Annotated in this window: 19 protein-coding genes and 1 pseudogene; 6 read left to right on the forward strand and 14 right to left on the reverse strand. The window is 68.3% G+C overall.

Going from position 1 to position 24,062, the window contains the following annotated elements; all coding sequences use genetic code 11:
* Both dapC and fdxA read right to left on the reverse strand, forming a co-directional pair.
* Window positions 1-872, reverse strand: an 872-nt coding sequence (dapC, locus tag A5688_RS12170; RefSeq protein WP_120312537.1) for a succinyldiaminopimelate transaminase, incomplete at its 3' end; no start/stop codon positions are given.
* A 41-nt stretch (window positions 873-913) separates the two neighbouring features.
* Window positions 914-1,240, reverse strand: coding sequence for a ferredoxin (gene fdxA / locus A5688_RS12175; RefSeq protein WP_007773662.1), 327 nt, complete (start codon window positions 1,238-1,240; stop codon window positions 914-916).
* Between the two features lie 375 nt (window positions 1,241-1,615).
* Here fdxA and A5688_RS12180 point away from each other — a divergent pair, with 375 nt between their 5' ends.
* The gene (locus tag A5688_RS12180; RefSeq protein ID WP_067835740.1) at window positions 1,616-1,948 is read left to right on the forward strand and encodes a hemophore-related protein; all 333 of its coding nucleotides are present in this window, start codon (window positions 1,616-1,618) and stop codon (window positions 1,946-1,948) included.
* 24 nt (window positions 1,949-1,972) lie between these two features.
* Here A5688_RS12180 and A5688_RS12185 read toward each other — a convergent pair whose 3' ends face one another.
* The 4 genes from A5688_RS12185 to mshB form a co-directional block, all read right to left on the reverse strand.
* Complete coding sequence (locus A5688_RS12185) at window positions 1,973-2,737, reverse strand: maleylpyruvate isomerase N-terminal domain-containing protein (protein WP_067835739.1); 765 nt, start codon at window positions 2,735-2,737, stop codon at window positions 1,973-1,975.
* 39 nt (window positions 2,738-2,776) lie between these two features.
* Window positions 2,777-5,440: a bifunctional FO biosynthesis protein CofGH gene (locus tag A5688_RS12190; protein WP_082951252.1), complete on the reverse strand. Its 2,664-nt coding sequence runs from the start codon at window positions 5,438-5,440 to the stop codon at window positions 2,777-2,779.
* A 96-nt stretch (window positions 5,441-5,536) separates the two neighbouring features.
* Window positions 5,537-5,998 carry a hypothetical protein gene (locus tag A5688_RS12195; RefSeq protein ID WP_067908734.1) on the reverse strand — a complete coding sequence of 154 codons (462 nt, stop codon included), beginning with the start codon at window positions 5,996-5,998 and terminating at the stop codon, window positions 5,537-5,539.
* 92 nt (window positions 5,999-6,090) lie between these two features.
* Window positions 6,091-6,999, reverse strand: coding sequence for an N-acetyl-1-D-myo-inositol-2-amino-2-deoxy-alpha-D-glucopyranoside deacetylase (gene mshB, locus A5688_RS12200; RefSeq protein WP_067908736.1), 909 nt, complete (start codon window positions 6,997-6,999; stop codon window positions 6,091-6,093).
* Window positions 7,000-7,133: 134 nt separating this feature from the next.
* Between mshB and A5688_RS12205 the strand changes: the two genes are divergently transcribed.
* On the forward strand, window positions 7,134-7,748 hold the full coding sequence (locus tag A5688_RS12205; protein ID WP_067835727.1) for a TetR/AcrR family transcriptional regulator: 615 nt from the start codon (window positions 7,134-7,136) through the stop codon (window positions 7,746-7,748).
* 8 nt (window positions 7,749-7,756) lie between these two features.
* Here the strand turns inward: A5688_RS12205 and A5688_RS12210 are convergent, their stop codons facing one another.
* The 7 genes and pseudogenes from A5688_RS12210 to A5688_RS12240 all read right to left on the reverse strand — a co-directional run bounded on the left by A5688_RS12210 (window position 7,757) and on the right by A5688_RS12240 (window position 19,235).
* Complete coding sequence (locus A5688_RS12210) at window positions 7,757-9,664, reverse strand: ABC transporter family substrate-binding protein (protein ID WP_165607470.1); 1,908 nt, start codon at window positions 9,662-9,664, stop codon at window positions 7,757-7,759.
* 45 nt (window positions 9,665-9,709) lie between these two features.
* Window positions 9,710-11,599, reverse strand: coding sequence for a translational GTPase TypA (gene typA / locus A5688_RS12215; protein WP_067908742.1), 1,890 nt, complete (start codon window positions 11,597-11,599; stop codon window positions 9,710-9,712).
* An 83-nt stretch (window positions 11,600-11,682) separates the two neighbouring features.
* Window positions 11,683-12,414, reverse strand: a complete 732-nt coding sequence (gene narI, locus A5688_RS12220; protein ID WP_067835722.1) for a respiratory nitrate reductase subunit gamma — start codon at window positions 12,412-12,414, stop codon at window positions 11,683-11,685.
* Window positions 12,410-13,076 (reverse strand): annotated as a pseudogene (gene narJ / locus A5688_RS12225) (nitrate reductase molybdenum cofactor assembly chaperone); the annotation flags it as partial. The pseudogene narJ and the gene narI, both read right to left, overlap by 5 nt.
* Window positions 13,073-14,692, reverse strand: a complete 1,620-nt coding sequence (gene narH, locus A5688_RS12230; RefSeq protein ID WP_067835713.1) for a nitrate reductase subunit beta — start codon at window positions 14,690-14,692, stop codon at window positions 13,073-13,075. The gene narH and the pseudogene narJ, both read right to left, overlap by 4 nt.
* Window positions 14,692-18,387: a nitrate reductase subunit alpha gene (locus tag A5688_RS12235; RefSeq protein WP_067908809.1), complete on the reverse strand. Its 3,696-nt coding sequence runs from the start codon at window positions 18,385-18,387 to the stop codon at window positions 14,692-14,694. Before A5688_RS12235 ends, narH begins: the two co-directional genes overlap by 1 nt.
* Window positions 18,388-18,842: 455 nt before the next feature.
* A complete protein-coding gene (locus A5688_RS12240) occupies window positions 18,843-19,235 on the reverse strand; it encodes a (deoxy)nucleoside triphosphate pyrophosphohydrolase (protein WP_067835712.1) in 393 nt (130 codons plus the stop codon).
* Window positions 19,236-19,447: 212 nt separating this feature from the next.
* Here A5688_RS12240 and A5688_RS12245 point away from each other — a divergent pair, with 212 nt between their 5' ends.
* A complete protein-coding gene (locus A5688_RS12245; RefSeq protein WP_067835834.1) occupies window positions 19,448-20,221 on the forward strand; it encodes a cell division protein DivIVA in 774 nt (257 codons plus the stop codon).
* Window positions 20,222-20,296: 75 nt separating this feature from the next.
* Window positions 20,297-20,581: a 4a-hydroxytetrahydrobiopterin dehydratase gene (locus tag A5688_RS12250; RefSeq protein WP_067835710.1), complete on the forward strand. Its 285-nt coding sequence runs from the start codon at window positions 20,297-20,299 to the stop codon at window positions 20,579-20,581.
* Here the strand turns inward: A5688_RS12250 and A5688_RS12255 are convergent.
* Window positions 20,578-21,867 carry a mannosyltransferase gene (locus A5688_RS12255; RefSeq protein ID WP_067908748.1) on the reverse strand — a complete coding sequence of 430 codons (1,290 nt, stop codon included), beginning with the start codon at window positions 21,865-21,867 and terminating at the stop codon, window positions 20,578-20,580. The genes A5688_RS12250 and A5688_RS12255 overlap by 4 nt on opposite strands.
* Before the next feature lie 149 nt (window positions 21,868-22,016).
* Here A5688_RS12255 and A5688_RS12260 point away from each other — a divergent pair, with 149 nt between their 5' ends.
* Entirely contained in the window at window positions 22,017-22,766 is a 750-nt protein-coding gene (locus A5688_RS12260) for a hypothetical protein (protein WP_067908750.1), read from the forward strand.
* 46 nt (window positions 22,767-22,812) lie between these two features.
* Window positions 22,813-23,997, forward strand: coding sequence for an Rv1157c family protein (locus A5688_RS12265; RefSeq protein ID WP_068268177.1), 1,185 nt, complete (start codon window positions 22,813-22,815; stop codon window positions 23,995-23,997).
* Window positions 23,998-24,062: the final 65 nt, after the last annotated feature.

Here is a 24,062-nt window from a genome sequence, read left to right on the forward strand (position 1 = left end):
CGCAGCGCGGGCAGCAGGGCCGCGCGGCGCCGTTCGTAACGTTCCCGCTGCGCCAGCTCGTGGGCGTCGTCGTCCAGGGCGGCCACCATGGCGGCCTGCACCGGCGTCGGCACGATCATCCCGGCGTGCTTGCGCACGGCCAGCAGCTCGGCGACCAGCTCGGGGTCTCCGGCGACAAGACCGGCCCGATACCCCGCCAGCGACGAGCTCTTCGACAGGGAGTGGATCGCGATCAGGCCGGCATGGTCGCCGTCGCACACCGAGGGGTGCAGGATCGACAGCGGCTGATCGTCCCAGCCCAACCCCAGATAGCACTCGTCCGAGGCCACCACGCAGCCCCGGTCGCGGGCCCAGCCGACCACTTTGCGCAGGTGATCGACGCCCAGGACGCGCCCGGTCGGATTGCTCGGCGAATTCAGGTAGTACAGCGACGGCGATTGCGGACCCAGCTGGGTCAGCGAATCCGCACGCAGCACCCGCGTTCCGGCCAGCCGGGCCCCGACGTCATACGTGGGATACGCCAGCTCGGGCACCACGATCACATCCGCGGGGCCCAGGCCCAGCAGCGTGGGCAGCCAGGCGATGAGCTCCTTGCTGCCGATCACCGGCAGGATCGCGGCCTCCGTCAGCCCGGTGATGCCGAACCGGCGATCCAGCGCTGCGACCGCCGATTCGCGAAGCCGGGCCGTGCCGGCGGTGGCGGGATACCCCGACGCCGAGGCGGCGGCGGCCAGCGCCTCGGAGATCACCGGCGCGACCGGGTCGACCGGGGTGCCGACGGAGAGGTCGACAATGCCGTCCCGATGGCTACTGGCCAGCGCTTTCGCGTCGGCGAGGGTGTCCCAGGGGAACTCCGGCAGGGACGCCGACACCGCGGGCCGGCGTTTTTTGAGCTGGTGAGGCACCGGGCCGCTCAGTCGCCCTCGCCCTGCGGCGGCAGGTCCTTGACCACCTGCGGGTCGTTCTCGGTCATGCCGACCTTGGCGGCACCGCCCGGCGATCCCAGCTCGGCGAAGAAGTCGGCGTTGATCTGCGTGTACTGACTCCACTGGTCCGGCACATCGTCTTCGTAGTAGATCGCTTCTACGGGGCACACCGGCTCGCACGCCCCGCAGTCAACGCATTCGTCGGGGTGGATGTAGAGCATCCGAGCTCCCTCGTAGATGCAGTCGACCGGGCACTCCTCGATACAGGCTTTGTCCTTGATGTCGACACAGGGTTCGGCGATCGTGTACGTCACAGACGTCTCCTCCATGTACTCCGGCTTGAACGTGGGCTGCTGTTCAGCTCGCACCGGCGGTTCGACCGCTTCCGGTGAAGCTTTCGGTTACTGATACTAGACGTTGCAGATACAGGTCAACCATTTGGCGCGCCTGTCCGAATACAGATTTAAGACCGACAGTCTCGGAGGCTGCCACCGGGTCCCTTTTCGCCGAGGGCGAACATCGCTGGCAAGCCGCTGACCTGCGAAGAGTAACGCCCCGGCGGCAGCTTCCGATATCCGTTGCGTTGCCGGCTCACTCGGGGGGCCTGGTAATCTCAACCGAAAGACGGCAACCGCTGGGCAGATGTGTTCGCCCCAATAGCGGTGCATTAACTGGGGAAGGTGTCCACTATGAGGCTGTCGTTGAGCAAATTGGGTGTCGCTGTTGGCAGCGCAGCGGTGGCGTTGACCGCCGCGGCCGGGATCGCGTCCGCTGATCCCGCCGACGCGATCATCAACACCACCTGCAACTACGGGCAGGTCATCGCGGCGCTGAACGCCACCGACCCGGCGGCTGCGCAGCAGCTGAACTCCTCGCCGATGGCGCAGTCGTACATCCGCAACTTCCTGGCCTCGCCGCCGGCGAAGCGTCAGCAGATGGCCCAGCAGATCCAGGCCATGCCGTCCGCGCAGAAGTACTACGACGACATCAACCAGGTCGCGGTCACCTGTAACAACTTCTGAGCCGAACGCTTCGCACGAAGCGGCTCAGTAACCGCCGAGCAGGCGGCGCACGCGTCCCAGGGTTTCCGGTCCGACGCGGCTGCGTATGCGTGACGGATCGGCGGGCCTGCGCCCCCACAGCAGCAGCACGCGGGCGGCCGCGTCGGTTTCGAGCGTGGCCGGGCCTTCCGGTGCGGCAAGGTCGATGGTGATCTGGTCCGGGTCGGCGGCCAGGACGACGTCGTCGGCGCCGTCGGCCCGCAGGCGGGCTTCGATGCGCTCGCCCGGCCCGAGTTCCTTGGCCCCCTTCACCAACAGCGGCCTGCCGACCGCGAGCACGCTGTGCGTGGTCATCCATGGCTCGGCGAGCCGGGCCTGGGCGGCCGGCTCGTCTCCGGTGATGTCCCAGCCGTGCAGGACGAGCTCTTCGCGCATGTGCTCGGCGAACCACGGCACCTTCATGGTGCGGCCCGTCCAGGCGACATCGGTGTCCGCGGGAACCGCCTCGGCTGCCGACGCGACATCGTCCAAACTGGCCATCCGGTCGGACAACGCGTCCCAGAGGTCCGCGTCGTTCAGGGCGCGCAGTGGGCCCTCGCGTTCCTCGAAGCCGCGGGTGGCGACGGGTTGACCTGCCAGGTGTGCGCCGAGCACCCGTGCGAGTTCTTCGGCGTTTCCGGCTTGATGGACGACGATGTCGCGCACCGTCCAGGCCTCACACCAGGTGCCGGCGTCGGGTCCGTGCCGGTGTACCGCGTCCGCGAACGGCCGCCACTCGGGGAATCGATCGTCGTCGATTTGTCGCTGCACGGCTTCGGGTATACCCGCCGTCCATGACAAGGAAGCGAACTACGCGGCCAGGGTCGAATAGTCGGTGGTGCGTTGCCGCGCCGGCCGGCCGATGCCTTCGGCGATCGCGGTCAGTTCCGCCACCGTCTTGGCCGAGCCGTATTCCGAACCGGCCATCCGCGAGATGGTCTCCTCCATCAGGGTGCCGCCCAGGTCATTGGCGCCGCCGTTGAGCATCACCTGCGTGCGCTCGACTCCGAGCTTGACCCAACTGGTCTGGATCTGAGAAATCCGGCCGTGCAACATGATTCGCGCCAGCGCGTGTACCGCCCGGTTGTCCCGATGGGTGGGTCCGGGCCGGGACGCGCCGGCCAGATACAACGGCGAGCTCTGGTGCACGAACGGCAGCGGCACGAACTCGGTGAAACCGCCGGTGCGGTCCTGGATGTCACGCAGCACATTGAGGTGGCCCACCCAGTGCCGCGGGCTGTCGACATGGCCGTACATCATGGTCGACGACGACCGCAGCCCCACCTCGTGGGCGGTGGTGACGATCTCGATCCACAGCGAGGTCGGCAACTTGCCCTTGGTCAGCACCCAGCGCACTTCGTCGTCCAGGATCTCGGCGGCGGTGCCGGGGATGGTGTCCAGGCCGGCCTCGCGCAAACCGGTCAGCCACTCGCGAATGCTCAAGCCGCTCTTTGTCACTCCGTTGGCGATCTCCATCGGTGAGAACGCGTGCACGTGCATCGACGGCACCCGCGCCTTGACGGCGCGGACCAGATCGGCATAGCCGGTGACCGGCAGTTCGGGGTCGATGCCGCCCTGCATGCACACCTCGGTGGCGCCTTCGACGTGCGCCTCCCACGCGCGGTCGGCGACCTCGTCGGTGGACAGCGAGTACGCGTCGGCGTCGCCCTTGCGCTGCGCGAACGCACAGAACCGGCAGCCGGTGTAGCAGATGTTGGTGAAGTTGATGTTGCGGTTCACCACGAAGGTCACGTCGTCGCCGACGGTCTCGCGGCGCAGCGTATCCGCAAGGGCGGCAACCGCTTCCAGTGCCGGACCATCGGCGGTCGCCAGCGACAGGTACTCGCTGTCGGAGCAGCCGGCGGGGTTGCGCTCGGCGGAGCGCAGCGCGGCAAGCACATCGGTGTCTAGGCGTTCTGGCGCTTTGGCGCCTTGCGCGGCCAGCTCGTGGACGTGCGCACGGATCGATTCCCAGTCGCCGAAGGCGCTGTCGATATCGCTGCGGGTTTCGGTGTTGCGGCCCTCGCTGTCGATCGCCGCGTTGAGGTCGACCCGCCCCGAGGAGCCGACGTCGTCCGGCTCCTGCCAGGGCAGCCCCACCGGGTTGACGTCGCGGGCCAGACCGGTCGCCGGATCGGCGAGCGCCATCAGGTGTCCGGACACCCGCGGGTCGATCCAGGCCGCGCCCGCCTGCACGTATTTGGGCTGGGCGGTCAGCCGCTGGACCAGCTCGTAACCGGCTTCGGCGGTGACGCCGGCCAGTTCGTCCAGGGCAGGCCACGGCCGCTCCGGATTGACGTGGTCGGGTGTCAGCGGTGAGACCCCACCCCAGTCGTCGACCCCGGCGCCCAACAGCGCCAGGCATTCGTCGCGCGACACCAGGTTCGGCGGCGCCTGAATACGCATCCCGGGACCGAGCACCAACCGGGCCACCGCCACCGTCGCCAGGTAGTCCTCGATGCCGGCGTCGGGAACGGCGGCCATCACGGTGTGTTCCTTGGCCCGGAAGTTCTGCACGATCACTTCTTGCACATGACCGAACTCCTTGTGCGACTTGCGAATCGCATGCAAGGTGTCGGCACGTTCGGTCAGGGTCTCGCCGATGCCGACGAGCAGGCCGGTGGTGAAGGGGATCGACAACCGGCCCGCGTCGGTCAGGGCGCGCAGGCGAACGGCCGGGTCTTTGTCCGGGCTGCCATAGTGCGCAAGCCCTTTGGTCTCAAACAGCCGACGTGATGTCGTCTCGAGCATCATGCCCATCGACGGCGCCACCGGCTTGAGCCGCGCCATCTCCGACCAACTCATCACGCCGGGATTCAGGTGCGGCAGCAGCCCGGTCTCTTCGAGCACCCGGATCGCCATCGCCCGCACGTAGGACAGCGTCGAGTCGTAGCCTCGTTGACCGAGCCATTCACGCGCCTCCGGCCAGCGATCCTCGGGTCGGTCACCGAGGGTGAATAATGCTTCCTTGCAACCGAGTTCGGCGCCGCGACGGGCGACGTCGAGAATCTCGTCGGGCTCGAGGTACATGCCGTCGCCCCGGGCGCGCAGCTTGCCCGGAACGGTGACGAAGGTGCAGTAATGACAGCTGTCCCGGCACAGGTGGGTGACCGGGATGAAAACCTTGCGGGAGTAGGTGATCGGCAGCCCGCCGCCGGGCCCGCGCCGTCCGGCCGACTCCAGGCCCGCGTCGCGTACCCGCGCCGCGCTGGCGCACAGATCCGCCAGGTCGGCACCGCGCGCGGTCATGGCGACCGCTGCCTCGTCGATGTTCAGCGCAACGCCATCTCGAGCCCGTCGCAACACCCGCCGCAGCGCCGACGCGCTGACCTCTGGTGAGGCCTTCGACGAGGCTTCCGAGGCAACCTTGGCCGGAACCGCAGGGTTGGGCAGAGCGACAGGCTCCTCGCCCGGAGTCAACAGCACCTTGGTGTAACTTCCCGACGATCGAGTTTCATCCGTGCGTCCCAACATGTGAAATCGTGGCACCCGTTGGCGGGTCCCGTCTGGGCAAGAGTCAACAGTAGCGGCAGCCCCGCATCGGCAAGCGGGCGACATCCCGGCCGGACGTCAGCCGTGCCGGCCGCGCCGCCAGATCACCCACACCGGCGGTACGACCCCCAGGACCAGCAGCAATAGCGCTCCGTAGGCCATCAGGCCGCGGCCCCCCAAAATGACGTCGTCGGCCGGGCCGCCCATGCTGATCACGGCCACGGTCAGCAGCCACGTCCACAACGGCAACGCGGCCAGCCGGGCCGAGCGGGTCCAGCGCCCGGCGGCCCACACCAGCGCGGCGTTGACCAGTCCGGAAATCAGCCCGCTGATGGGGAACGGAACCGTCCCGAGGTAGAGAGGCAGCAGCAGAGCCCCGGCAAGCGCGGAGAGCACCCCGTCGACCGCCAAGAGGGCCAACACGACGAAACGAATCGCGGGGTCGGTCGCGCCGCTGTCGTCGACCGACGCGACGCGTGGCTTGGTTTCGGTCAGGTCGGGACGCTGTCGACGTTGGACATGATCGAGCCGATGACCCACTGCAGGCTGTCCAGCCGGTCCTGCCAGTGCTGCAGATTAGGGTCCAGGTCGGGGTCCATGCGAATTCCTTCCGTGGCTGCCTGATTGGCAGCCTACCGCGTCTGAGTCGCGGGGAAACCAAGCCCCGCGAGCAGATCCGTTTCCCATCCGCGCTCGTCGCGCTCTCCCGCGGCGCCGCCGGCCAGGACGTAATGCTCGTGCCCCAGTATCGGGATCGCGGCGTTGTTGGACAGCGCGCAGGCGCGCCCGGTCGGTCCGACCACCACCTGAGTGGCGTGCGCGGCCAGCGCCGCCCGCTTGGCCGCCCAGGCCTCCGGGGCGGTCTCGACGACGGCGTCGATGTCGTCGTCGGCATAGCCGAAGGTGAACTCCTCCTTCGGCGGGATCGACCATTCGGGCCGCAGATCCTCGGGGGTCAGGGCGTCCATGGCCGCCGCGAAGGTGCTCGTCGCGAACACCGACCAGTAGAACTTCGGCACGGCCCAGGGCTCGCCGGGGAAGCCGGCGTCGCCGGCCCCGGCCGCCGCCACGGCCGCCACCGTCACCCGGTGCGCGTGGACGTGATCGGGATGGCCGTAGCCGCCGCCCGGATCGTAGGTCACGACGACGTGTGGGCGCTGCTCGCGAATGACGGCAACCAGCGCGCCGACGGTCTCGCTCTCGTCGGCGTCGATGAATCGTGGCCGGTTCCGCTGGGGAGTGCCCTCCATGCCCGAATCGCGCCACCGGCCGGCGCCACCCAGGTAGTGGGGTTGGTGGACACCCAGCGCCCGCAGCGCGGCGGTCAATTCGCCGATCCGGTACCCGCCCAGTTGGTCCGCGCGGTCGACGGCGAGTTCGGCCCAACGATCGCCGATCACCTCGCCCTCCTCGCCCAGCGTGCACGTGACGACGCGGACGTCGGCCCCGCGGGCGGCGTAATGGGCGATGGTGGCGCCGGTGCCCAGGCTTTCGTCGTCGGGGTGCGCGTGGACGAACAACAGCCGCGGCGTCTCAGGCATGGACGGCACCCTACCGGCAGCGGCGGAAATCGGCACTGATGGTTAGTGCCCGGCGCCGTTTCTTATGTTCGTCGCCGGGAGGCGGGATCGCCGGGACCGCAGCGGATAGGAACGCGCACGGCTACTATCAATGAATGCCCCAGCTCACGGACGCTGACCACACCGTCAGCCGAAGCCGCCGGCGAGGTGAGGTCCTCGAACGTGCCCTCTACGAGGCCACCCTGGCCGAGCTGACCGAAGTCGGCTACGGCGGCCTGACGATGGAGGGGATCGCGGCCCGCGCCCACACCGGCAAGGCCGCGCTCTACCGCCGCTGGGACACCAAGTGCGAACTGGTGCACGCCGCTTTGGTTTTCGCGCTGCCGCCGCTGCCCGAGCTGCGTTCCGGCCGTTCGGCCCGAGAGAACCTGCTGGCGATGTTCACCGCCCAGCGCGACCTGCTGGCCGGAAAGACCGGCTTTCCGGGTCTGGACGTCATCCATCAGCTGTTGCACGAACCCGAGATGCGGGCCATCTTCGCCGACGCCGTGGTGCGGCCGCGCATGAGAATCGTGGAATCGATCCTGCAGGCCGCCATGGATGACGGTGATCTCGACCCGACGACGGTGACGCCGCTTACCGCTCGCATCGGGTCGGCGTTGATCAACCAGCACTTCCTGCTCAACGGGTCGCCGCCGAACAGGCGCGAGCTGGCGATGATCGTCGACACCGTGATCCCGCCGCGGGCAGCGCGCCCGCCCGCCGACTGACGACGCGGCTACGGCCCGGTCTTGACCCATTGGCCGGCGTCGCCGACGATGCCGACCGGAACCGCACCGGACAAGCTGACGTTCTGCACGCTCGGGCCGGCCCCCACGATCGTGGTGTCCTGCAGGATCGGCAGCACGGTGGACATGTTCCACAGTCGGGGTTCGACCGCGGTGATCACGTCGTTGATGTTCTTGGTGCCGTTGAGGGCGGCGTCGATATTCGACTGGATGCTGCGATCGCAGATCCCGGTCAGGTTCGACGGCGCCTGCACCAGCGCGTTGGGATCGGCCGGGCGGCTGGGCGGCGGCGTCGTGGTCGGGGTCGTGGACGGGGGCGTGGCCGTGATGGCCGGCCCGGTGGACGGCGCGGGACCGGTGCGGGTGGTGGGCGCGGGCGCCGGCGCGTTGGAAATCGGGACCTGGGTGGACTCCAGGGCGGGACAGCCGTACCGGGCGGCCAGCCGGGTCGCCAGGTTTCCGCCCGCCTGATGCCAGCCGACGATCGCGTCCACCCGGTTGTCGTTCAGTGCATCGCGGTAGAGGGTGACCGGGTCCAGCGCCAGCACGGTCGCGGCGATGCCGACGTCGCGCAATCGGTCGGCGGCGGTATTGGCCACCGCGACCGCGGTCGGGTCGTTCGCCGCCACCCCGATGGCCAGCGAAAGCTGTTGGCCGTCCTTGCTGATGCGGCCGCGGATGGCCTCGGGCGGCCCGGTGTTGGGCGGGTTCGGCGCGGGCGAGGCCGAAGAGTTGGGTTCGACCTTGTAGCCGGCCCCCTCCAGCAACGCCAGCGCGGCCGGTGTCGTCATCGCCGGTGGCGCGGTCGGCTCGTAGCCCGGGTCGCTCGGCGCGCGGATCTGCGCCTGGTCCAAGGTGACCGTGTTGTCGCTGCCCGCGCCCACGGCGGCGAGCAGGTCGACGTCGAGCAGCCCCAAGATCGCCTTACGGACTTGCGTGTCAGCCAGTTTGGGCTGGGTGGCCCGCAGCGTGAGCTGCATGACGCGCGGCGTCACGATCCGGGCGGTGCGGACATCGGGAATGGCGGACAGCTGCGCGAAGGCCGCGGAGCCGCCGTGCACCTGCGCCACCTGGGTGTCGCCGTTGCGCACGGAGTCGGCCAGCGCGGCCGGCGCCCCGGCGCGCCGGAAAAGGATGAGCGCGGGTTTGGCCGGCGGTCCCCAGTAGCGGTCGTTGCGGGCCACCAAAATCTCGTCGCGCTGCGGGTCGATGCTTTCCACGCGGAACTGGCCGCCCGTGACCGGAAGCGCCCGCGCCAGGCCCGCCGCGAAACCTCCGGGCACGTCCTTGACGATGTGCGCCGGAAGGATGTTGCTGAACAACTCTTTCCACGCCGGATACGGTTCGGCGAAGGTGACCACCGCCTGCTTGCCCCCCTCCAGGGACTGCACGCCGGTGATGAGGTCATACCCGGCCGGGTCGACCACCCCGGGCTGGCTGACCATCTGGTGCCACAGGTACCAGAAGTCGTCGGCGGCGATCGGCGCGTTGTCGGTCCACTGCGCCTCCGGCCGGATCTTGTAGGTCACCGTGAACGGGCTCTGGCTGGTCACCTCCGCCGAAACCAGCAGGGTCGGGTCCATCTCCCAGCGTGAGCCGGTCGGCGTGTTGGGGTCGGGAACCGGCCGAAAGGCGCTGGGCAGCACCAGCGCGCTGATCGCGGCGTTCACCGGGGACAGGTCGGACAGCAGGTGCGGATTGAAGCCGGCACCGATCGAGTCGATGCCCATGATGATCTCGCTGACCCGCGGTGGCGGTGGCACCGAGTTGTGCGGTGTGTCGGTGCTCTGCGGCGCCGGCGGCGGGTTGACGGTACAGGCCGAGAGCACGAGTCCGACCAGCGAAACCAGGCCGCCCAGCACCATGAACCAACGGCGGACTCGTCTCGGCACGCTGATCAGGGTATCGAGCAGCCGCTCAGCAGCCCGTCCGACCACCCGGTGTCAGCCCCGCGCCTTGGCGCGCGACCGGCTGCGGGCCCGGGCGGTGGCGTCCAGCTCGACCTTGCGCACCCGCACGATCTCCGGGGTCACCTCGACGCACTCGTCGGACGCGCAGAACTCCATGGCCTGCTCCAGGTCGAGCTCCAGCGGCCTGGCCAACGTTTCGATGACATCGGCGGTCGAGGACCGCATGTTCGTCAGCTTCTTCTCGCGGGTGACGTTGATGTCGAGATCCTCTGCGCGCGGATTGATTCCGACGACCATGCCCTCGTAGGTGTCCTGGCCGGGCTCAACGAAGAACTGGCCCCGGTCGGCGAGCTGGATCATGGCGAACGGTGTGATGGTGCCGGCGCGGTCGGACACCAGCGACCCGGTGTGGCGGGCCCGGATCTCCCCCGCCCACGGCCGGTAGCCGTCGAACACGGCGTTGGCGATGCCGGTACCGCGGGTCAGGGTGAGGAAGTCGGTGCGGAAGCCGATCAGCCCGCGGCTGGGCACGATGAAGTCCATCCGGACCCAGCCCGCCGCGTGGTTGGTCATCTCCTCCATCCGCCCCTTGCGGGCGGCCATCAGCTGGGTGATCGCGCCGACGAACTCGTCGGGGCAGTCGATGGTCATCGCCTCGAACGGCTCGTGCAGCTTGCCGTCGATCGTCTGCGTGACGACCTGCGGCTTGCCGACCGTGAGCTCGAAGCCCTCGCGGCGCATCTGCTCGACGAGCACCGCCAGCGCGAGCTCGCCACGGCCCTGCACCTCCCAGGCGTCGGGCCGGTCGATGTCGACGACCTTGATAGAGACGTTGCCGACGAGTTCCGCGTCGAGCCGCGACTTCACCATGCGCGCGGTCAACTTGTGACCCTTCACCTTGCCCGCCAGCGGCGAGGTGTTGGTGCCGATGGTCACCGAGATGGCGGGCTCGTCGACCGTGATGCGCGGCAGCGCGTGCGCGTGGTCCGGATCGGCCAGCGTGTCGCCGATCATGATCTCCGGAATGCCCGCGACGGCGACGATGTCCCCGGCAATGGCCTCGTCGGTGGGCGTGCGCTCCACGCCCTCGGTCACCAGCAGTTCGGTGATCTTCGCGTTCGTGATGACGGGATGGGAGTCCACCTCGCGCATCCAGGCGACCTGCTGGCCCTTGCGGATCCGGCCCTTGTAGATGCGGATCAGCGCGAGCCGTCCGAGGAAGGCCGAGGCGTCGAGGTTGGTGACCAGCGCCTGCAACGGCGCCTCGGGATCGCCCTGCGGCGGCGGGATGTGCTCGAGCAGAACGTCGAACAGCGGATCGAGGTTGTCGCCCTCGGGATTCTCGCCGTTGGCCGGTTCCGTCGTGCTGGCGATGCCCGCCCGCCCCGACGCGTACAGCGTCGGCAGGCCGAGGGCATCCTCGGCGGCCTTCTGCGCTGCCTCGTCGAGGTCTGATGCGACGTCGAGCAGCAGGTCGTGGCTCTCCGAGACGACCTCGGAGATCCGGGCGTCCGGCCGGTCCGTCTTGTTGACGACCAGGATCACCGGCAGGTGGGCGGCCAGGGCCTTGCGCAGCACGAAACGGGTCTGCGGCAGCGGGCCCTCGGAGGCGTCGACCAGCAACAGCACCCCGTCCACCATGGACAGCCCGCGCTCCACCTCACCGCCGAAGTCGGCGTGGCCCGGGGTGTCGATGACATTGATGACGGTCGTCGTCCCGTCCGCATGCCTGCGATGCACGGCCGTGTTCTTGGCCAGGATCGTGATGCCCTTTTCCTTCTCCAGGTCCCCGGAGTCCATGAGGCGCTCGACCGTGTCGTCACCACGGTGGTGCAGCGCGCCCGACTGCCGCAGCATCGCGTCGACCAGGGTGGTCTTCCCGTGGTCGACGTGGGCGACGATGGCGACGTTGCGAAATAGCACGTCGGTGATTGTGGCAGCGGGGGCCTTTCAAAGCGAACTGGATAGCGAACCGGCTGGTAACCGGGCGCCCGTTGGTCGGTCCGCTACCAGCCCCGCCGGCGCGGCGCCGTACCGACGAGTTCACCCTTGGCCGCCGCCTCGCGGCTGCGGTAGACGATGTAGGGCCGGAACAGGTAGACGACCGGGGCGCTGAACACGTGCACCAGCCGGGTGAACGGCCACAGCGTGAACAACACCATGCCGATCAGGGCGTGCAGCTGGTAGTCCAGCGGCGCGTTGACCATCACCTCGCCGTGCGGCTGAAATATCCAGATCCGCCGGAACCACAGACCGACGGTGTAGCGATAGTGGAACTCGCCACCGTGCGGGCCGGTACCGATCAGGTCGCAATACAGGCCGACGACGATCGCCAGCACCAGCACCAGATACATCACCTTGTCGCTGCGGGTGGTGGCCATGGACACCGCCGGGCGGGTGAACCGGCGGTAGATCAGCAGCCCGATGCCGATCAGCGTCGCGATGCCGGCCATCGACCCGGCGATGACCGCCTGCAGGTGGTAGACGTGGTCGCTCATCTTCAGCATCTGGGTGACGCGCGGCGGGACGAACAGCCCCATCACGTGGCCGGCGAAAACCGCCAGGATGCCGAAATGGAAGATGGGGCTGGCGATGCTCAACAGCCGCGACTCGTAGATCTGTGAGGACCGCGACGTCCAGCCGAACTTGTCGTACCGGTAGCGCCACCAGGTGCCCACGATCAGGACCGACAGCGTGACGTAGGGCGCGATGTCCCAGAACAGGACGTTGCTGAACACTTGGCGTTCCTTTACTTCGGTGGCACGGTCAAGGTAAACGGTTGCAGCCCAACGGCTTCCGCCGGTGGTCCGGCCTTCGCCAGCCGCTCGGCGCGGCGCACTTCCTGATCGGTTGCGACGGGCAGGGTTTCGCAGACCGCCGCCACGGCCGGCTCGTACGCCGATTTGGCGTCGGCCAGGGCGCCGCGCAGTACGTCGATCGGCACCCGATGCTGCTCCAGCAGGCGCCGTCCGGCCTCGGGATCGACGGTGGCGGCGAATTCGAGCACCACGGTCAGATGGTCGGGCGCCTCGCCGCCCGGCGGCCGCACACCCGCCTCCCGGTAGGCGGTGGCGAACGCCAGCATCTCCCGGCCGCGGTTGCGGGTGTCCCCGGCGGTCCAGTAGGTCAGGTACATGGTGCAGCGCCGGCGCATGTCGAAGGTGGCGACGTAGTCAATCGCGGCGGCCATTGGCTCGAGCGCCCGCAGCGCCGCCACCGTCTGCTGTAGCAGCGCCGCCGGCGGACCGCTGATATGGCCCAGCAACTCGTCGACGGCGTCCAGGCGCCCGGCCAACCCGTCGTCCGGATAGGCCAGCAGCAGCGATGCCGCCTGCCACACCAGGCGATCCTGCATCGCCCGGTTGGTGGAACGCTCCCGCAGCGCCGAAAGCAGCTTCATCGCTGCCGCTCCTCGGGGAACATCCCGGTGGGCACCTGACCGCCGCCCCAGTTGAGCAGGTTCACCCGCCCCGACGGTCTGGCGTTGCTGGCTTCGTCGTCCCCGCGCTGCTTGAGCGTGTGGAAGGTCTCCACGGACACCGGCACCGGATCCGACTCGTACATGCCCGGACCGCCGTCACCCGACAGCGAGCAGCCCATCTCCTCGAGGTCACGGGCCTGCGGCGCGAACGCGGTCGGAATGACGTAGCGCTCTTCGTATTTCGCGATGGCGAGCAGCCGGTACATCTCGTACATCTCCTCTTCGGTCAGGCCGACCGAATGCGGGATGTGCGGCTGGGTTTCGCGGCCGAGGTTGATGTCGCGCATGTAGGAGCGCATCGCCGCCAGCTTGCGCAGCACGCCTTCGACCACGGCCGTGTCACCCGCGGTGAACAGTTCGGCCAGGTACTGCATCGGGATACGCAGCGCGTCCAGCGCGCCGAACAGGTTGCCGAGGTCCTCCCCGTCATGCCCGTCGCGGCTGACCGCGTCGACCACCGGCGAGAGCGGCGGGATGTACCAAACCATCGGCATAGTCCGGTATTCCGGGTGCAGCGGCAGCGCCACCTTGTAGGTGTGGATCAGCGCGTAGACCGGGGAACGCTGGGCGGCCTCGATCCACTCGTCCGGGATCCCCTCGGCCCGCGCGCCGGCGATGACGTTCGGATCGTTGGGGTCCAGCAGGATCTCGCACTGCGCCGGGTAGAGGTCGGTGTCCTTTTCCACCGACGCCGCCTCCAGCACCCTGTCGACGTCGTAGAGCACCACGCCCAGATAGCGCAGCCGGCCCACACAGGTCTCCGAGCAGATGGTCGGCAGCCCGACCTCCATCCGCGGATAGCACAGCGTGCACTTCTCGGCCTTGCCCGTCTTGTGGTTGAAATAGACCTTCTTGTAAGGACATCCGGACACACACATCCGCCAGCCCCGGCAGCGGTCCTGGTCCACCAGCACGATGCCGTCCTCGCTGCGCTTGTACATCGCGCCCGACGGGCACGACGCCACACAGGACGGGTTCAGGCAGTGCTCGCAGATCCGGGGCAGATAGAACATGAAGGTCTCTTCGAGCGAGAGTTTGATCTCTTCGCTGACCTTCTTCAGGATCGGGTCCTCGGCGAGAATCTCCGGCGAGCCCGCCAGGTTGTCATCCCAGTTCGGGCCCCACGAAATCTTCATCGGCTCACCGCTGATCAGGCTTTTGGGCGCGGCCGTCGGGAACGTGTCACCCGCGGGTGCCGTGGTCAGGTTCTCGTAGTCGTAGGTCCACGGCTCGTAGTAGTCGCCGATGAGGGGCAACTTCGGATTGGCGAAGATCCGCAGCAGCTTCTGCAGGCGGCCACCGTCCCGCAACCGCAGCCGGCCCTTCTTGTCGCGAATCCAGCCGCCGCGCCACCGCTCCTGGTCCTCGTAGGTGCGCGGATAGCCTTGACCGGGCCGGGTTTCGACGTTGTTGAACCAGACGTATTCGGTGCCGGACCGGTTGGTCCACGCCTGCTTGCACGTGACCGAGCAGGTGTGGCAGCCGATGCATTTGTCGAGGTTCATCACCATCGCCAACTGCGCCATGACCTTCATCAGTACTGCACCTCCTGGCTGCGACGGCGCACAACGGTCACCTCGTCGCGCTGGTTGCCGGTCGGGCCCAGGTAGTTGAACGCGAACGCGTGTTGTCCGTAGCCGCCGGCCAGGTGGCTCGGCTTGATGCGCACCCTGGTCAGCGCGTTGTGGTTACCGCCCCGCTTGTTGTTGATCTCGGAGCGCGGCGTGTCCACGGTGCGCTCCTGGACGTGATAGACGAACACCACGCCGTCGGGCATCCGGTGCGAGACGATCGCCCGGCACACGTAGATGCCGTTGACATTCACCGCCTCAACCCAATCATTGTCGCGCACTTGGATTTTCGCTGCGTCGCCCGGGCTCATCCACATCGTCGGGCCACCGCGGGACAACGACAGCATGTACAGGTTGTCCTGATAGGTGGAGTGGAACGACCACTTCGAGTGCGGCGTCAGGTAGCGCACCGTGAGCCCGATGCCGTCCTCGCATGCGCCGAGCGTGGGCTGCCCGAACAGACGCGCCATGTCCAGCGGCGGCCGGAACACCGGCAGGTGCTCACCGAGCTCCTCGACCCAGTCGTGCGCGAGATAGAAATGCATCCGCCCGGTCAGGGTGTGGAACGGTTTGAGGTTTTCGATGTTGATGGTGAACGGCGCGTAGCGACGGCCACCCGTCTCGCTGCCCGACCATTCCGGGCTGGTGACCACGGGAACGGGCCGGGCCTGGGTATCGGCGTAGCTGATGCGCTTGTCCTCGCTGCCCTCGGCCAGATGCACCAGCCGCTGACCGGTGCGCTTTTCCAGTTCGTGGAAGCCCTCGACCGCGAGGCGCCCATTGGTCGTTCCCGACAGCAGCAGCAACACATCGGCCATCCGCGAGGCGGTGGTGATGGCCGGGCGGCCGCCCGCCACACCGGATTTCAGCACTCCGAACTTGGCGGCGAGCTCTTCGACCTCCCGGAAGGGGTGCACCGTGACGCCCTTGGTGGTCACGCCGAACTTGTCGACCAGCGGACCCAGCGTCCGCCACTTGTCGTAGATCGCGGTGTAGTCGCGCTCCACCACGGTCAGCTTGCCCATCGTCCGGCCGGGCACCGGCGTCGCACCGGATTGCAGCCAATCGGATTCGGTGCCATCGGGATAGGCCATCGCATCCGGCGTGTCGTGCTGCAGCGCGCTGAGCACGACATCGGTGCGGGTGCCCAGATGATCCTTGGCCAAGGCGCTGAAGGCGCGCGCGATCGCACCGAAAGCGTCGAAGTCCGACCGTGTTTCCCACGGCGGATCGGTCGCGGCACTGAACGCGTGCACGTAGGGGTGCATGTCGGTGCTGGCGATGTCGGCCTTCTCATACCAGGTCGCCGCCGGCAGCACGATGTCGGACACCAGCGTCGTCGAGGTCATCCGGAAGTCGATCGACATCATCAAGTCGAGCTTGCCCTCGGGGATGTCCCCCGCGCAGGTGACGCCGGTAGGCTGGACCCCGTCTTCCGGCGGCAGCGCCGAAGCGTTGGAATCGGTTCCCAGCAGATGACGCAGGAAGTACTCGCCGCCCTTGCCCGACGAGCCGATCAGGTTGGCGCGCCAAACGGTAAGCACCCGTGGCCAATTCACCGGGTTGTCGGGATCGGTCACGGCGAGCTTGAGCTTGCGTTGGCCGAGCTGTTCGGCGACGTAGTCGGCGACGTCGCGGTCGGCGGCCCGCGCCTCGTCGGCGACGTCCAGGCTGGATCGGTCGAACTGGGGGTAATACGGGCTCCACCCCATGGCCACCGAGGACGCCAGCAGGTCCATGGTGTGCTTGCCCGCGAACCTGCCCCGCCCGACCGGGCTGGCCAGTTTGTCGGCGCCGTACCCGTCGTAGCGCCATTGATCTGTGTGCGCGTACCAGTAGGAGGCGCCGGGCACCTGTCGTGGCGGGCGCACCCAGTCCGTTGCCATCGCCATCGTCTGAAATCCGGTGAGCGGGCGCACCTTTTCCTGGCCCACGTAGTGGGCCCAGCCACCGCCGTTGCGGCCCATCGAGCCGGTCAGCATCAGCAGCGCCAGCACCGAACGGTAGATCGCGTCGCTGTGGAACCAGTGGCAGATGCCGCCACCCATGATGATCATCGAGCGACCGCCGGATTCCTCGGCGCTGTGCGCGAATTCCCTTGCCACCCGGATGGCCTGGGCGGCCGACACGCCGGTGATCGCCTCCTGCCAGGCCGGGGTGTTCTGCTGGGTCGCGTCGTCGTAGCCGGTGGGCCATTCGCCGGGCAGGCCCGGCCGCGCCACGCCGTATTGGGCGAGCATCAGGTCGAAGACGGTGCACACCAGGTGTTTACCGATGCGGCGTACCGGGACGCCGCGGGCCACGGTCGTGCCCTCGCCGTCGACCGTGTCGAAGCTGGGTAGGTGGACGAGCGCGGTGCTGCCGTCTTGATTGCGGCGGACGCTGAGTGCGGGCGTCAGGTCGCCGAGATCGAGGTTCCACTTGCCCACTCCCGACTCGCCGTACCGGAATCCCAGCGAACCGTGCGGCACCACAACCGAATCCGTGCTTTCGTCCAGCACGGCGGGCTTGAGTGCGGCGTTCTCCGAGCTTTTAAAGGCCTCCCCCAAATCCGCCGCCGTGAGGTTCTTGCCCGGCACCAGCATGTCGCCGCGCTCTTCCAGCTTGATCAGGAAGGGGAGGTCGGTGTAGCGGCGGGAATAGTCGGTGAAGAACGGAACCTGCTTTTGCACATAGCATTCCGAGAGGATGACGTGGCCCATTGCCATGGCCAGCGCCCCGTCGGTGCCGGCCGCACACGGCATCCACTCGTCCGCGAACTTGGTGTTGTCGGCATAGTCCGGGCTGACGGTCACCACCTTGGTACCGCGGTAGCGCGCCTCGGCCATCCAGTGCGCGTCGGGCGTGCGGGTGATCGGGACGTTGGAGCCCCACATCATCAAATACGCCGCGTCCCACCAATCCCCGGATTCTGGCACATCGGTTTGGTCGCCGAAGACCTGCGGGGAGGCCACCGGGAGATCGGCGTACCAGTCGTAGAACGACGTCATCGGGGCGCCGATCAACTCGAAGAACCGCGAGCCGGCGGTGTAGGACACCATCGACATCGCCGGAATCGGAGAGAATCCGGCGACGCGGTCCGGTCCGTACGTCTTGATGGTGTGCACGTGGGCGGCGGCGATCAGCTCGGTGGCCTCGGCCCACGTGACCCTAACCAGTCCGCCCTTGCCGCGGGCCTGCTGATAGCGACGACGGCGCTCGGGATCGGCCTGGATGTCGGCCCATGCCAGCACCGGGTCGCCCAGCCGCGCCTTGGCTTCCCGATACATCTCGACCAGCACCCCCCGGGCGTACGGATAGCGCACGCGGGTTGGCGAGTAGCTGTACCACGAAAACGACGCACCGCGGGGGCAGCCGCGCGGCTCGTACTCGGGCCGGTCCGGCCCCACTGACGGGTAGTCGGTCTGCTGGGTCTCCCAGGTGATGATCCCGTCTTTGACGTAGATCTTCCACGAGCACGACCCGGTGCAGTTCACCCCGTGCGTGGAGCGAACCACCTTGTCGTGGCTCCACCGGTCGCGGTAGAACACGTCGGCCTCACGGCCGCCCTCCCGCGTGACCGTGCGCAGGTCGGCCGAGATCTCGCCGGGCGTGAAGAACCGCCCGCTGCGCTCCAAGAGTTCCTCGAGCACTCCGCCAATGTGGGGTGTGACAGTCAAGAAGTACTCCTCCAATTCGGTAGCGTCGTGCCACGGGTCGTTCTTTCGACCCCAAGTTCGTTGTGTTCGGTGATCAGCCCGGTGATCCACCCGCCCGCACCAGCTCGGATCGGCTCGGCGCTCGGCATTTCAGGGCCCGCGGGCTGGGAGGCGATACAGCACCAGCATAGGTCTCGGTCGAGGGCGAAATCAGGTCCGTCGCGTGCGGGCAATTTGCGAAAAAAGGTGTCATGAGCATCGGTTTTTGCGCACCTGTAGATCTCCCGGCCCGGCACCGAGGCCGTGAGGGCAGGGTCTGGACAAGCATTCGGCTCGCTATCGGCACGCACATCCAGGGCAGCTTCGTGTGGCGTCGTTATTACAAGTCATATTGTTCTATTCAGTTCACTGCGAGGACCTGCAACGCGGCTGTACATAAGCTGCCGGAAGTCTGTGGACTTGTTACGAGGTTGCTCTCAAAGCGCCCGGCTCAGGTCCCCCAACCAGCCCCGATCGGCCGGCACCCAGTCGAGATCGTGCAGCTCAGCCGCGGTAATCCAGCGCAACGCGCGATGATCGCGAGCATCGGGTTCGCCCCGGATCAGCCGCACACGATAGGCCCGCAGCGTGAGCCCGCCGTCGACCGCGATGTCGCCGCCCAGCCGGTCGCCCACCGCTACGTCGCCGATCGCCAGGCCCAGCTCCTCGGCCAACTCGCGAGCCAGCGCGTCGCGCTCTGTTTCGCCGGGCGCGACCTTGCCGCCGGGCAGCTCCCAGCGGCCGGCCAGCTCCGGCGGACGGGCGCGTTGTGCCACCAGGACCTTGGCGTCGGAAATCAGCGCGCCGGCAACGACGATCTGGGTCGGCATGGCCAGTGACGGTATACCGTCGGGGCCGGCAGCTGGGCGCGACGCCCTGCGCTCGCGACGATCAATTCCACGAAATGGCATCGAACCCCCGTGATGTGGATCGAATTACCTTGCAGCACAACGACTCTCTTACAGTTTTGGCGTCACCGTGGGATACTCGACCTCAGTCGGTCGCTATCTCTACCGGGCACTTCCAGAAATGGAGGATGGCAATGACCACCGAAACCACAAAGACGTTCTCCCGCACGTACAGGGGCTATGACACGGCCGCGGTCGATGCCTACATTCAGGTGTTGCTCGCCAAGCAGAAGTTCCTGATCGATGAAGTTCAGAACCTACGGGCCCAGCGAAACGAATTCGGCGACGAAGCGGTCGCGCTGCGGATCGAAGTCGCCTGCCTCAGGGATGAGGTCGCCCTCCTGTCGGACACCTCGCCGTCGCCGTACGCGATGCAGCATCGGATGGCGAGGTTGCTGCGGCGTGCGCTCGAGGAGATTTCCCGGATGCAGGACGAGGCGCGGGCCGAGGTAGCGGCGCTGGTCGCCGAGGCTGAGGCCGAGACCGAGGCCGCCCAGCGAGAGCACCGAGAGTTGTTGGTGGACATCGCCGCGCAGCGAAAAGCGCTCGAGACGGAGTGCGCGGCGACCAGGAAAGAGTTCGACGCCGAGCTCGCCGGGATGCGTGCCGAGGCCCAATCGTTGATCGATGAGGCCTTCCAGGAAGCCCAGCAGGAGCGTGAACGACTCCTCGCCGACGCAAGACAGAGAGTTCGTTATTTCGATGAGCAGGGCCGCAGGGCGTTGGGCGAGGCGAATCAGCAACGAATCCTCATTCTGGAAGAACTGGTGGGCGTAGCCCGCGACCTGCAAGGGGTTCCGGCGATCCTCGAGTCGGCATACCAAGAACGACAGAACCCGCCGGAGCCAAGCGTCGTGGTGTCGTTGGATCAGAAGAACCAAGCACCGGGTCCCGCCGTTGCCTCGTGAGTGGCCGCTCGGTCGGGCGGGCCGCCGCGCATTCGTCTCCCACGGCTCGGCCGGCGAAGGTATACGGTCGGGTATATGGCTGTGTTAACGGATGAGCAAGTAGACGCCGCACTGCCCGATCTGGCCGGATGGGAACGCGCCGACGGCGCCCTGCGCCGCTCGATCAAATTTCCGAGCTTCCTGGCCGGTATCGATGCCGTGCGGCGGGTGGGTGAGCACGCGGAAAGCAAGGATCACCACCCGGACATCGATATTCGTTGGCGGACAGTGACTTTTGCTCTCGTCACGCACTCCGAGGGCGGCATCACCAAAAACGACATCGACATGGCCCGCGACATCAACGGCATCGTCGACAACTAGACCGCGACCGCGTCCTTCGCCTCGGTTCTCCCGGTGGCCGCGATCCAGATCAGCGTCGCCACCGCCGCCACGATGTAGATCAGCCCTGCCCAGGCCAGGTACCAGGGCCTGCTTATTTGCCAGATGGTCGGTTGGGCGAAGCTGAGCAACCACGGCACGCCGATCAGGGTGAGAACCAGCCAGCCCCATCCGACGATTCGCGCTCCACGCCGCGCGCGCACCGGGCCGTGTATCGCCCAGATCATCAGCGGTACCAGCCACACCCAGTGATGGGTCCAGGAAATCGGTGAGAGCAGCAACCCGAACAGCTCCACCACCACGAGCCTGCCCAGTTGGTCGGCGGAGTCCAGGGCCCGCCAGGCCAGCACCGCCAGCACCGCGGTCACGGCGACGGCGGCCACCAGCAGCGGGCCGAGGCCGACATCGTGGCCCAGGATGCGCGAAATGCCGCCACGCCAGGACTGATTGAACGCGGTGGCGATGGGGCCCACCCGGTGGGCGTCGCCCAGCAGGTCGGTGAAGTAGTAGCGGGTCTGATCGCCGACGACCAAGACCGAAATCGCAATGGTGGCAACGAAAACCACCGCCGAGAACACCGCGGCGCCCCACCGGCGGGCGCCGGCCAGGTACAGACCGGAGATCGCGGGGGTTAACTTGATTCCCGCCGCCGCGCCGACCAGCAGCCCGGACAGCCACCACCGCGTGGTGTACACCGCCCACAGCACCGCGGTCATCAGCAACACGTTGACCTGTCCGTAGTCGAAGGTGCTGCGCAGCGGTTCGATCCAGATGGCGATCGCCGTCCACAGCATCGCCGTACGCCGGCCGGCGGGCCCGGCGTTCATCACGCGCTGGCTGAGCCGGATCGCGCCGTACAGGGCGGCCATGGTCGCGACCTGCCACAGGAATGCCACGAGGCCGAACGGCAACAGGTGCAGCGGGTAGAAGACCACCGCCGCGAACGGCGGATAGGTGAAGGGCAGCGGGAAGTCCGGCGTCTGGTCGGCGTAGACGTAGCTGTACAGGGTGCCGGGGTGGTCGATCGCGGCGGACCCACCGAGGTACACGTGCAGGTCGACGAAGTTCGCGCCGTTGGGAGCCAGATAGGTCCAGCCCAGCCGCGCGGCGACGCTCGCGATGAGCAGCATCGGCGCGGCCGCCTGAAGGAGACTCGCCAGCCGCTGGGTGGTGGATGCCGCCGGAGCGGCCGAGGTGGTGTCTATCCGCCCGACTTTAGCGAGCGGGGCATGCGTGGCCGTGCCGTCGGGGCCGTCGGATGGCCACATCACTACTTGGCGCGCTGTTTTCAGCCGTTCGGTCACTGCTCTCACTCGTATCAGTAACGAGTTCATAAATGCCACACGTGTCACTTGAGTCCCATCTGCATCAAAGTAACTTCAGCGCCGGACCTGCAATCGATCAAACAGGGAGAGTCATGCCAACCATCTGGACTTACATGCGTGCAGCCGCCGTCGTGGTCGGTTCGTCCGCAGCGCTATTGACGGGCGGAATCGCCCACGCCGACCCCGTGCCGGCCCCGGCCGTGCCGAACATCCCGCAGCAGCTGATCAGTTCGGCGGCCAACGCACCGCAAATCCTGCAGAACCTCGCGACCGCACTCGGCGCCACGCCGCCGGCGGCTCCGGCCACTCCGGGGATCAGCTTCCCGGGTGTTCCGGCGGCCACCTCGCCGGCGACCGCGGCGGCTCCGGCGGCGGGTCTTCCGTCGATTCCCGGACTGACCGCGCCGACCACCCCTGGGGCCCCGGCGGCGGCCAACCCGTTCCTTCCGGGGCTGGCACAGTCGGCGACCCCCGCCGCGCCGTCGACGGCGACCGGCGGCATCCCGGGGATGATCCAGGGCCTGACGGGTGCGCAGCCGGCGGCTGCGGGTCCCGCCGCTCCGGCCGCTCCGTCGATCCCGGGTCTGCCGACGATCCCGGGGCTGTCGACACCGGCGGCACCGGCCACTCCGCCGGCTCCGCAGATTCCGCAGGCGCAGGTCAACATGCCGGCGATGCCGGCCGGCCTGCCGGTCAGTGTGCCTCCGAAAGTGACGCTCCCGCAGGATCTGCCGGCGCTCGCTTCGGGGCAGGCTCCGGCCGCACCCGCGGCACCGGCGGCACCCGCGCCGGCGGCCAGCCCCGCGGGACCGGCAGCGCCGCTGCTGGCCGCCCTGCCCTGATCAGTTTCGTAAACGGCTAAACCACTTCTGAGAACCGGAGGACACCGTGGCAACCACTTGGAATCTGTCCAAAGGTTTGGCCGCAGTCGTCACGGCATCGGCTGTCGCGTTCGGGCTCTGCCCGAACGCGGCAGCCGACCCGGCGGCGCCGCAGCCGATACCGCAACCGAATGCGGCCCAAGGGCTGCCGGGTCTGCCTGCCTTGTCGCAGCTGAGCCCGCTCATCCAGCAGGCGGCCACCGACCCACAGCAAGCGACCCAGCTGCTGATGGCAGCGGCCCAAGCCTTCGCCCACAACCCGAGCACACCCAACGAGTCGAAAAACGTTGCGGCGGCGGTCAATCAGTTCGTCGCCGAGCCCGCCGCGCCGGTGCAACACGTGCCCGCGGCGGGGGTAGAACCCGGTTTGCAGGCTCACCTGCCGTCCGGCATCGATCCGGCGCACGCCGCCGGCCCGGCACCCGAGGCGGCCCCCGCACCCGCGGCGGCCCCAGCACCAGCACCCGCCGCGGCACCGGCACCCGCTGCGGCCCCGGCGGCCGCTCCAGCACCCGCTGCGGCCCCGGCGCCCGAGGCGCACCTGCCGGCCGGGATCGACCCGGCGCACGCGGCCGGTCCGGCACCCGAGGCGGCACCCGCCGCGCCGGGGCCCGCCCAACCGGCCAATGTGCCCGTCGCGGCGCCCGTCCCGGCACCACCGGCACCCGCCGCGGCACCACCGGCGGCCCCTCCCGCACCGGAAGCCGCACCGGCGCCGGCACCTGCACCCGCACCGGCGCCGGACGCCGCCCCCGCGGCGGCGGCCCCGGGGTTCGGGCCTGACGCCCCGCCGACGCAGGACTTCATGTACCCCTCGATCGGCACCAATTGCCTGGCCGACGGCACCAGTGCGATCGCCACCGCGCTCTCGGTGGCGGGGCCGGCCAAGATTCCGACTCCCGGGCCGGGCCCCGGGCAGACCGCCTACGTGTTCACCGCGGTCGGCACGCCCGGCCCCGCCGAGGTGCAGAAGCTGCCGCTGAACGTCACGTGGGTGAACCTGACCACGGGCAAGTCGGGAACGGTCGCGCTCAAGCCGCGCACCGACATCAACGGCGACGGGCCGACGACGCTGACCGCGATCGCCGACACGGGTTCGGGCAGCATCATGTCGACGATCTTCGGACAGGTCACCACCAAGGAAAAGCAGTGCCAGTTCATGCCCACGATCGGATCGACGGTGGTGCCGTAAGAGACCGGCGCCGCCACCGTCTCCCGCGAACGCGCGTGTCCCCGACCGGGGCACGCGCGTTCGCT

The sequence above is a fragment of the Mycobacterium mantenii genome, from assembly GCF_001667865.1.
GTDB lineage: Bacteria > Actinomycetota > Actinomycetes > Mycobacteriales > Mycobacteriaceae > Mycobacterium > Mycobacterium mantenii_A.

Coding starts and splice junctions, on each gene's coding strand:
- A5688_RS12180 (WP_067835740.1), top strand. CDS start 1,616: ATGAGGCTGTCGTTGAGCAAATTGGGTGTCGCTGTTGGCAGCGCAGCG.
- A5688_RS12240 (WP_067835712.1), bottom strand. CDS start 19,235: ATGCCGACCCAGATCGTCGTTGCCGGCGCGCTGATTTCCGACGCCAAG.
- A5688_RS12245 (WP_067835834.1), top strand. CDS start 19,448: ATGACCACCGAAACCACAAAGACGTTCTCCCGCACGTACAGGGGCTAT.
- A5688_RS12260 (WP_067908750.1), top strand. CDS start 22,017: ATGCCAACCATCTGGACTTACATGCGTGCAGCCGCCGTCGTGGTCGGT.
- A5688_RS12205 (WP_067835727.1), top strand. CDS start 7,134: ATGCCCCAGCTCACGGACGCTGACCACACCGTCAGCCGAAGCCGCCGG.
- A5688_RS12250 (WP_067835710.1), top strand. CDS start 20,297: ATGGCTGTGTTAACGGATGAGCAAGTAGACGCCGCACTGCCCGATCTG.
- A5688_RS12255 (WP_067908748.1), bottom strand. CDS start 21,867: ATGTGGCCATCCGACGGCCCCGACGGCACGGCCACGCATGCCCCGCTC.
- mshB (WP_067908736.1), bottom strand. CDS start 6,999: ATGCCTGAGACGCCGCGGCTGTTGTTCGTCCACGCGCACCCCGACGAC.
- narH (WP_067835713.1), bottom strand. CDS start 14,692: ATGAAGGTCATGGCGCAGTTGGCGATGGTGATGAACCTCGACAAATGC.
- A5688_RS12190 (WP_082951252.1), bottom strand. CDS start 5,440: ATGTTGGGACGCACGGATGAAACTCGATCGTCGGGAAGTTACACCAAG.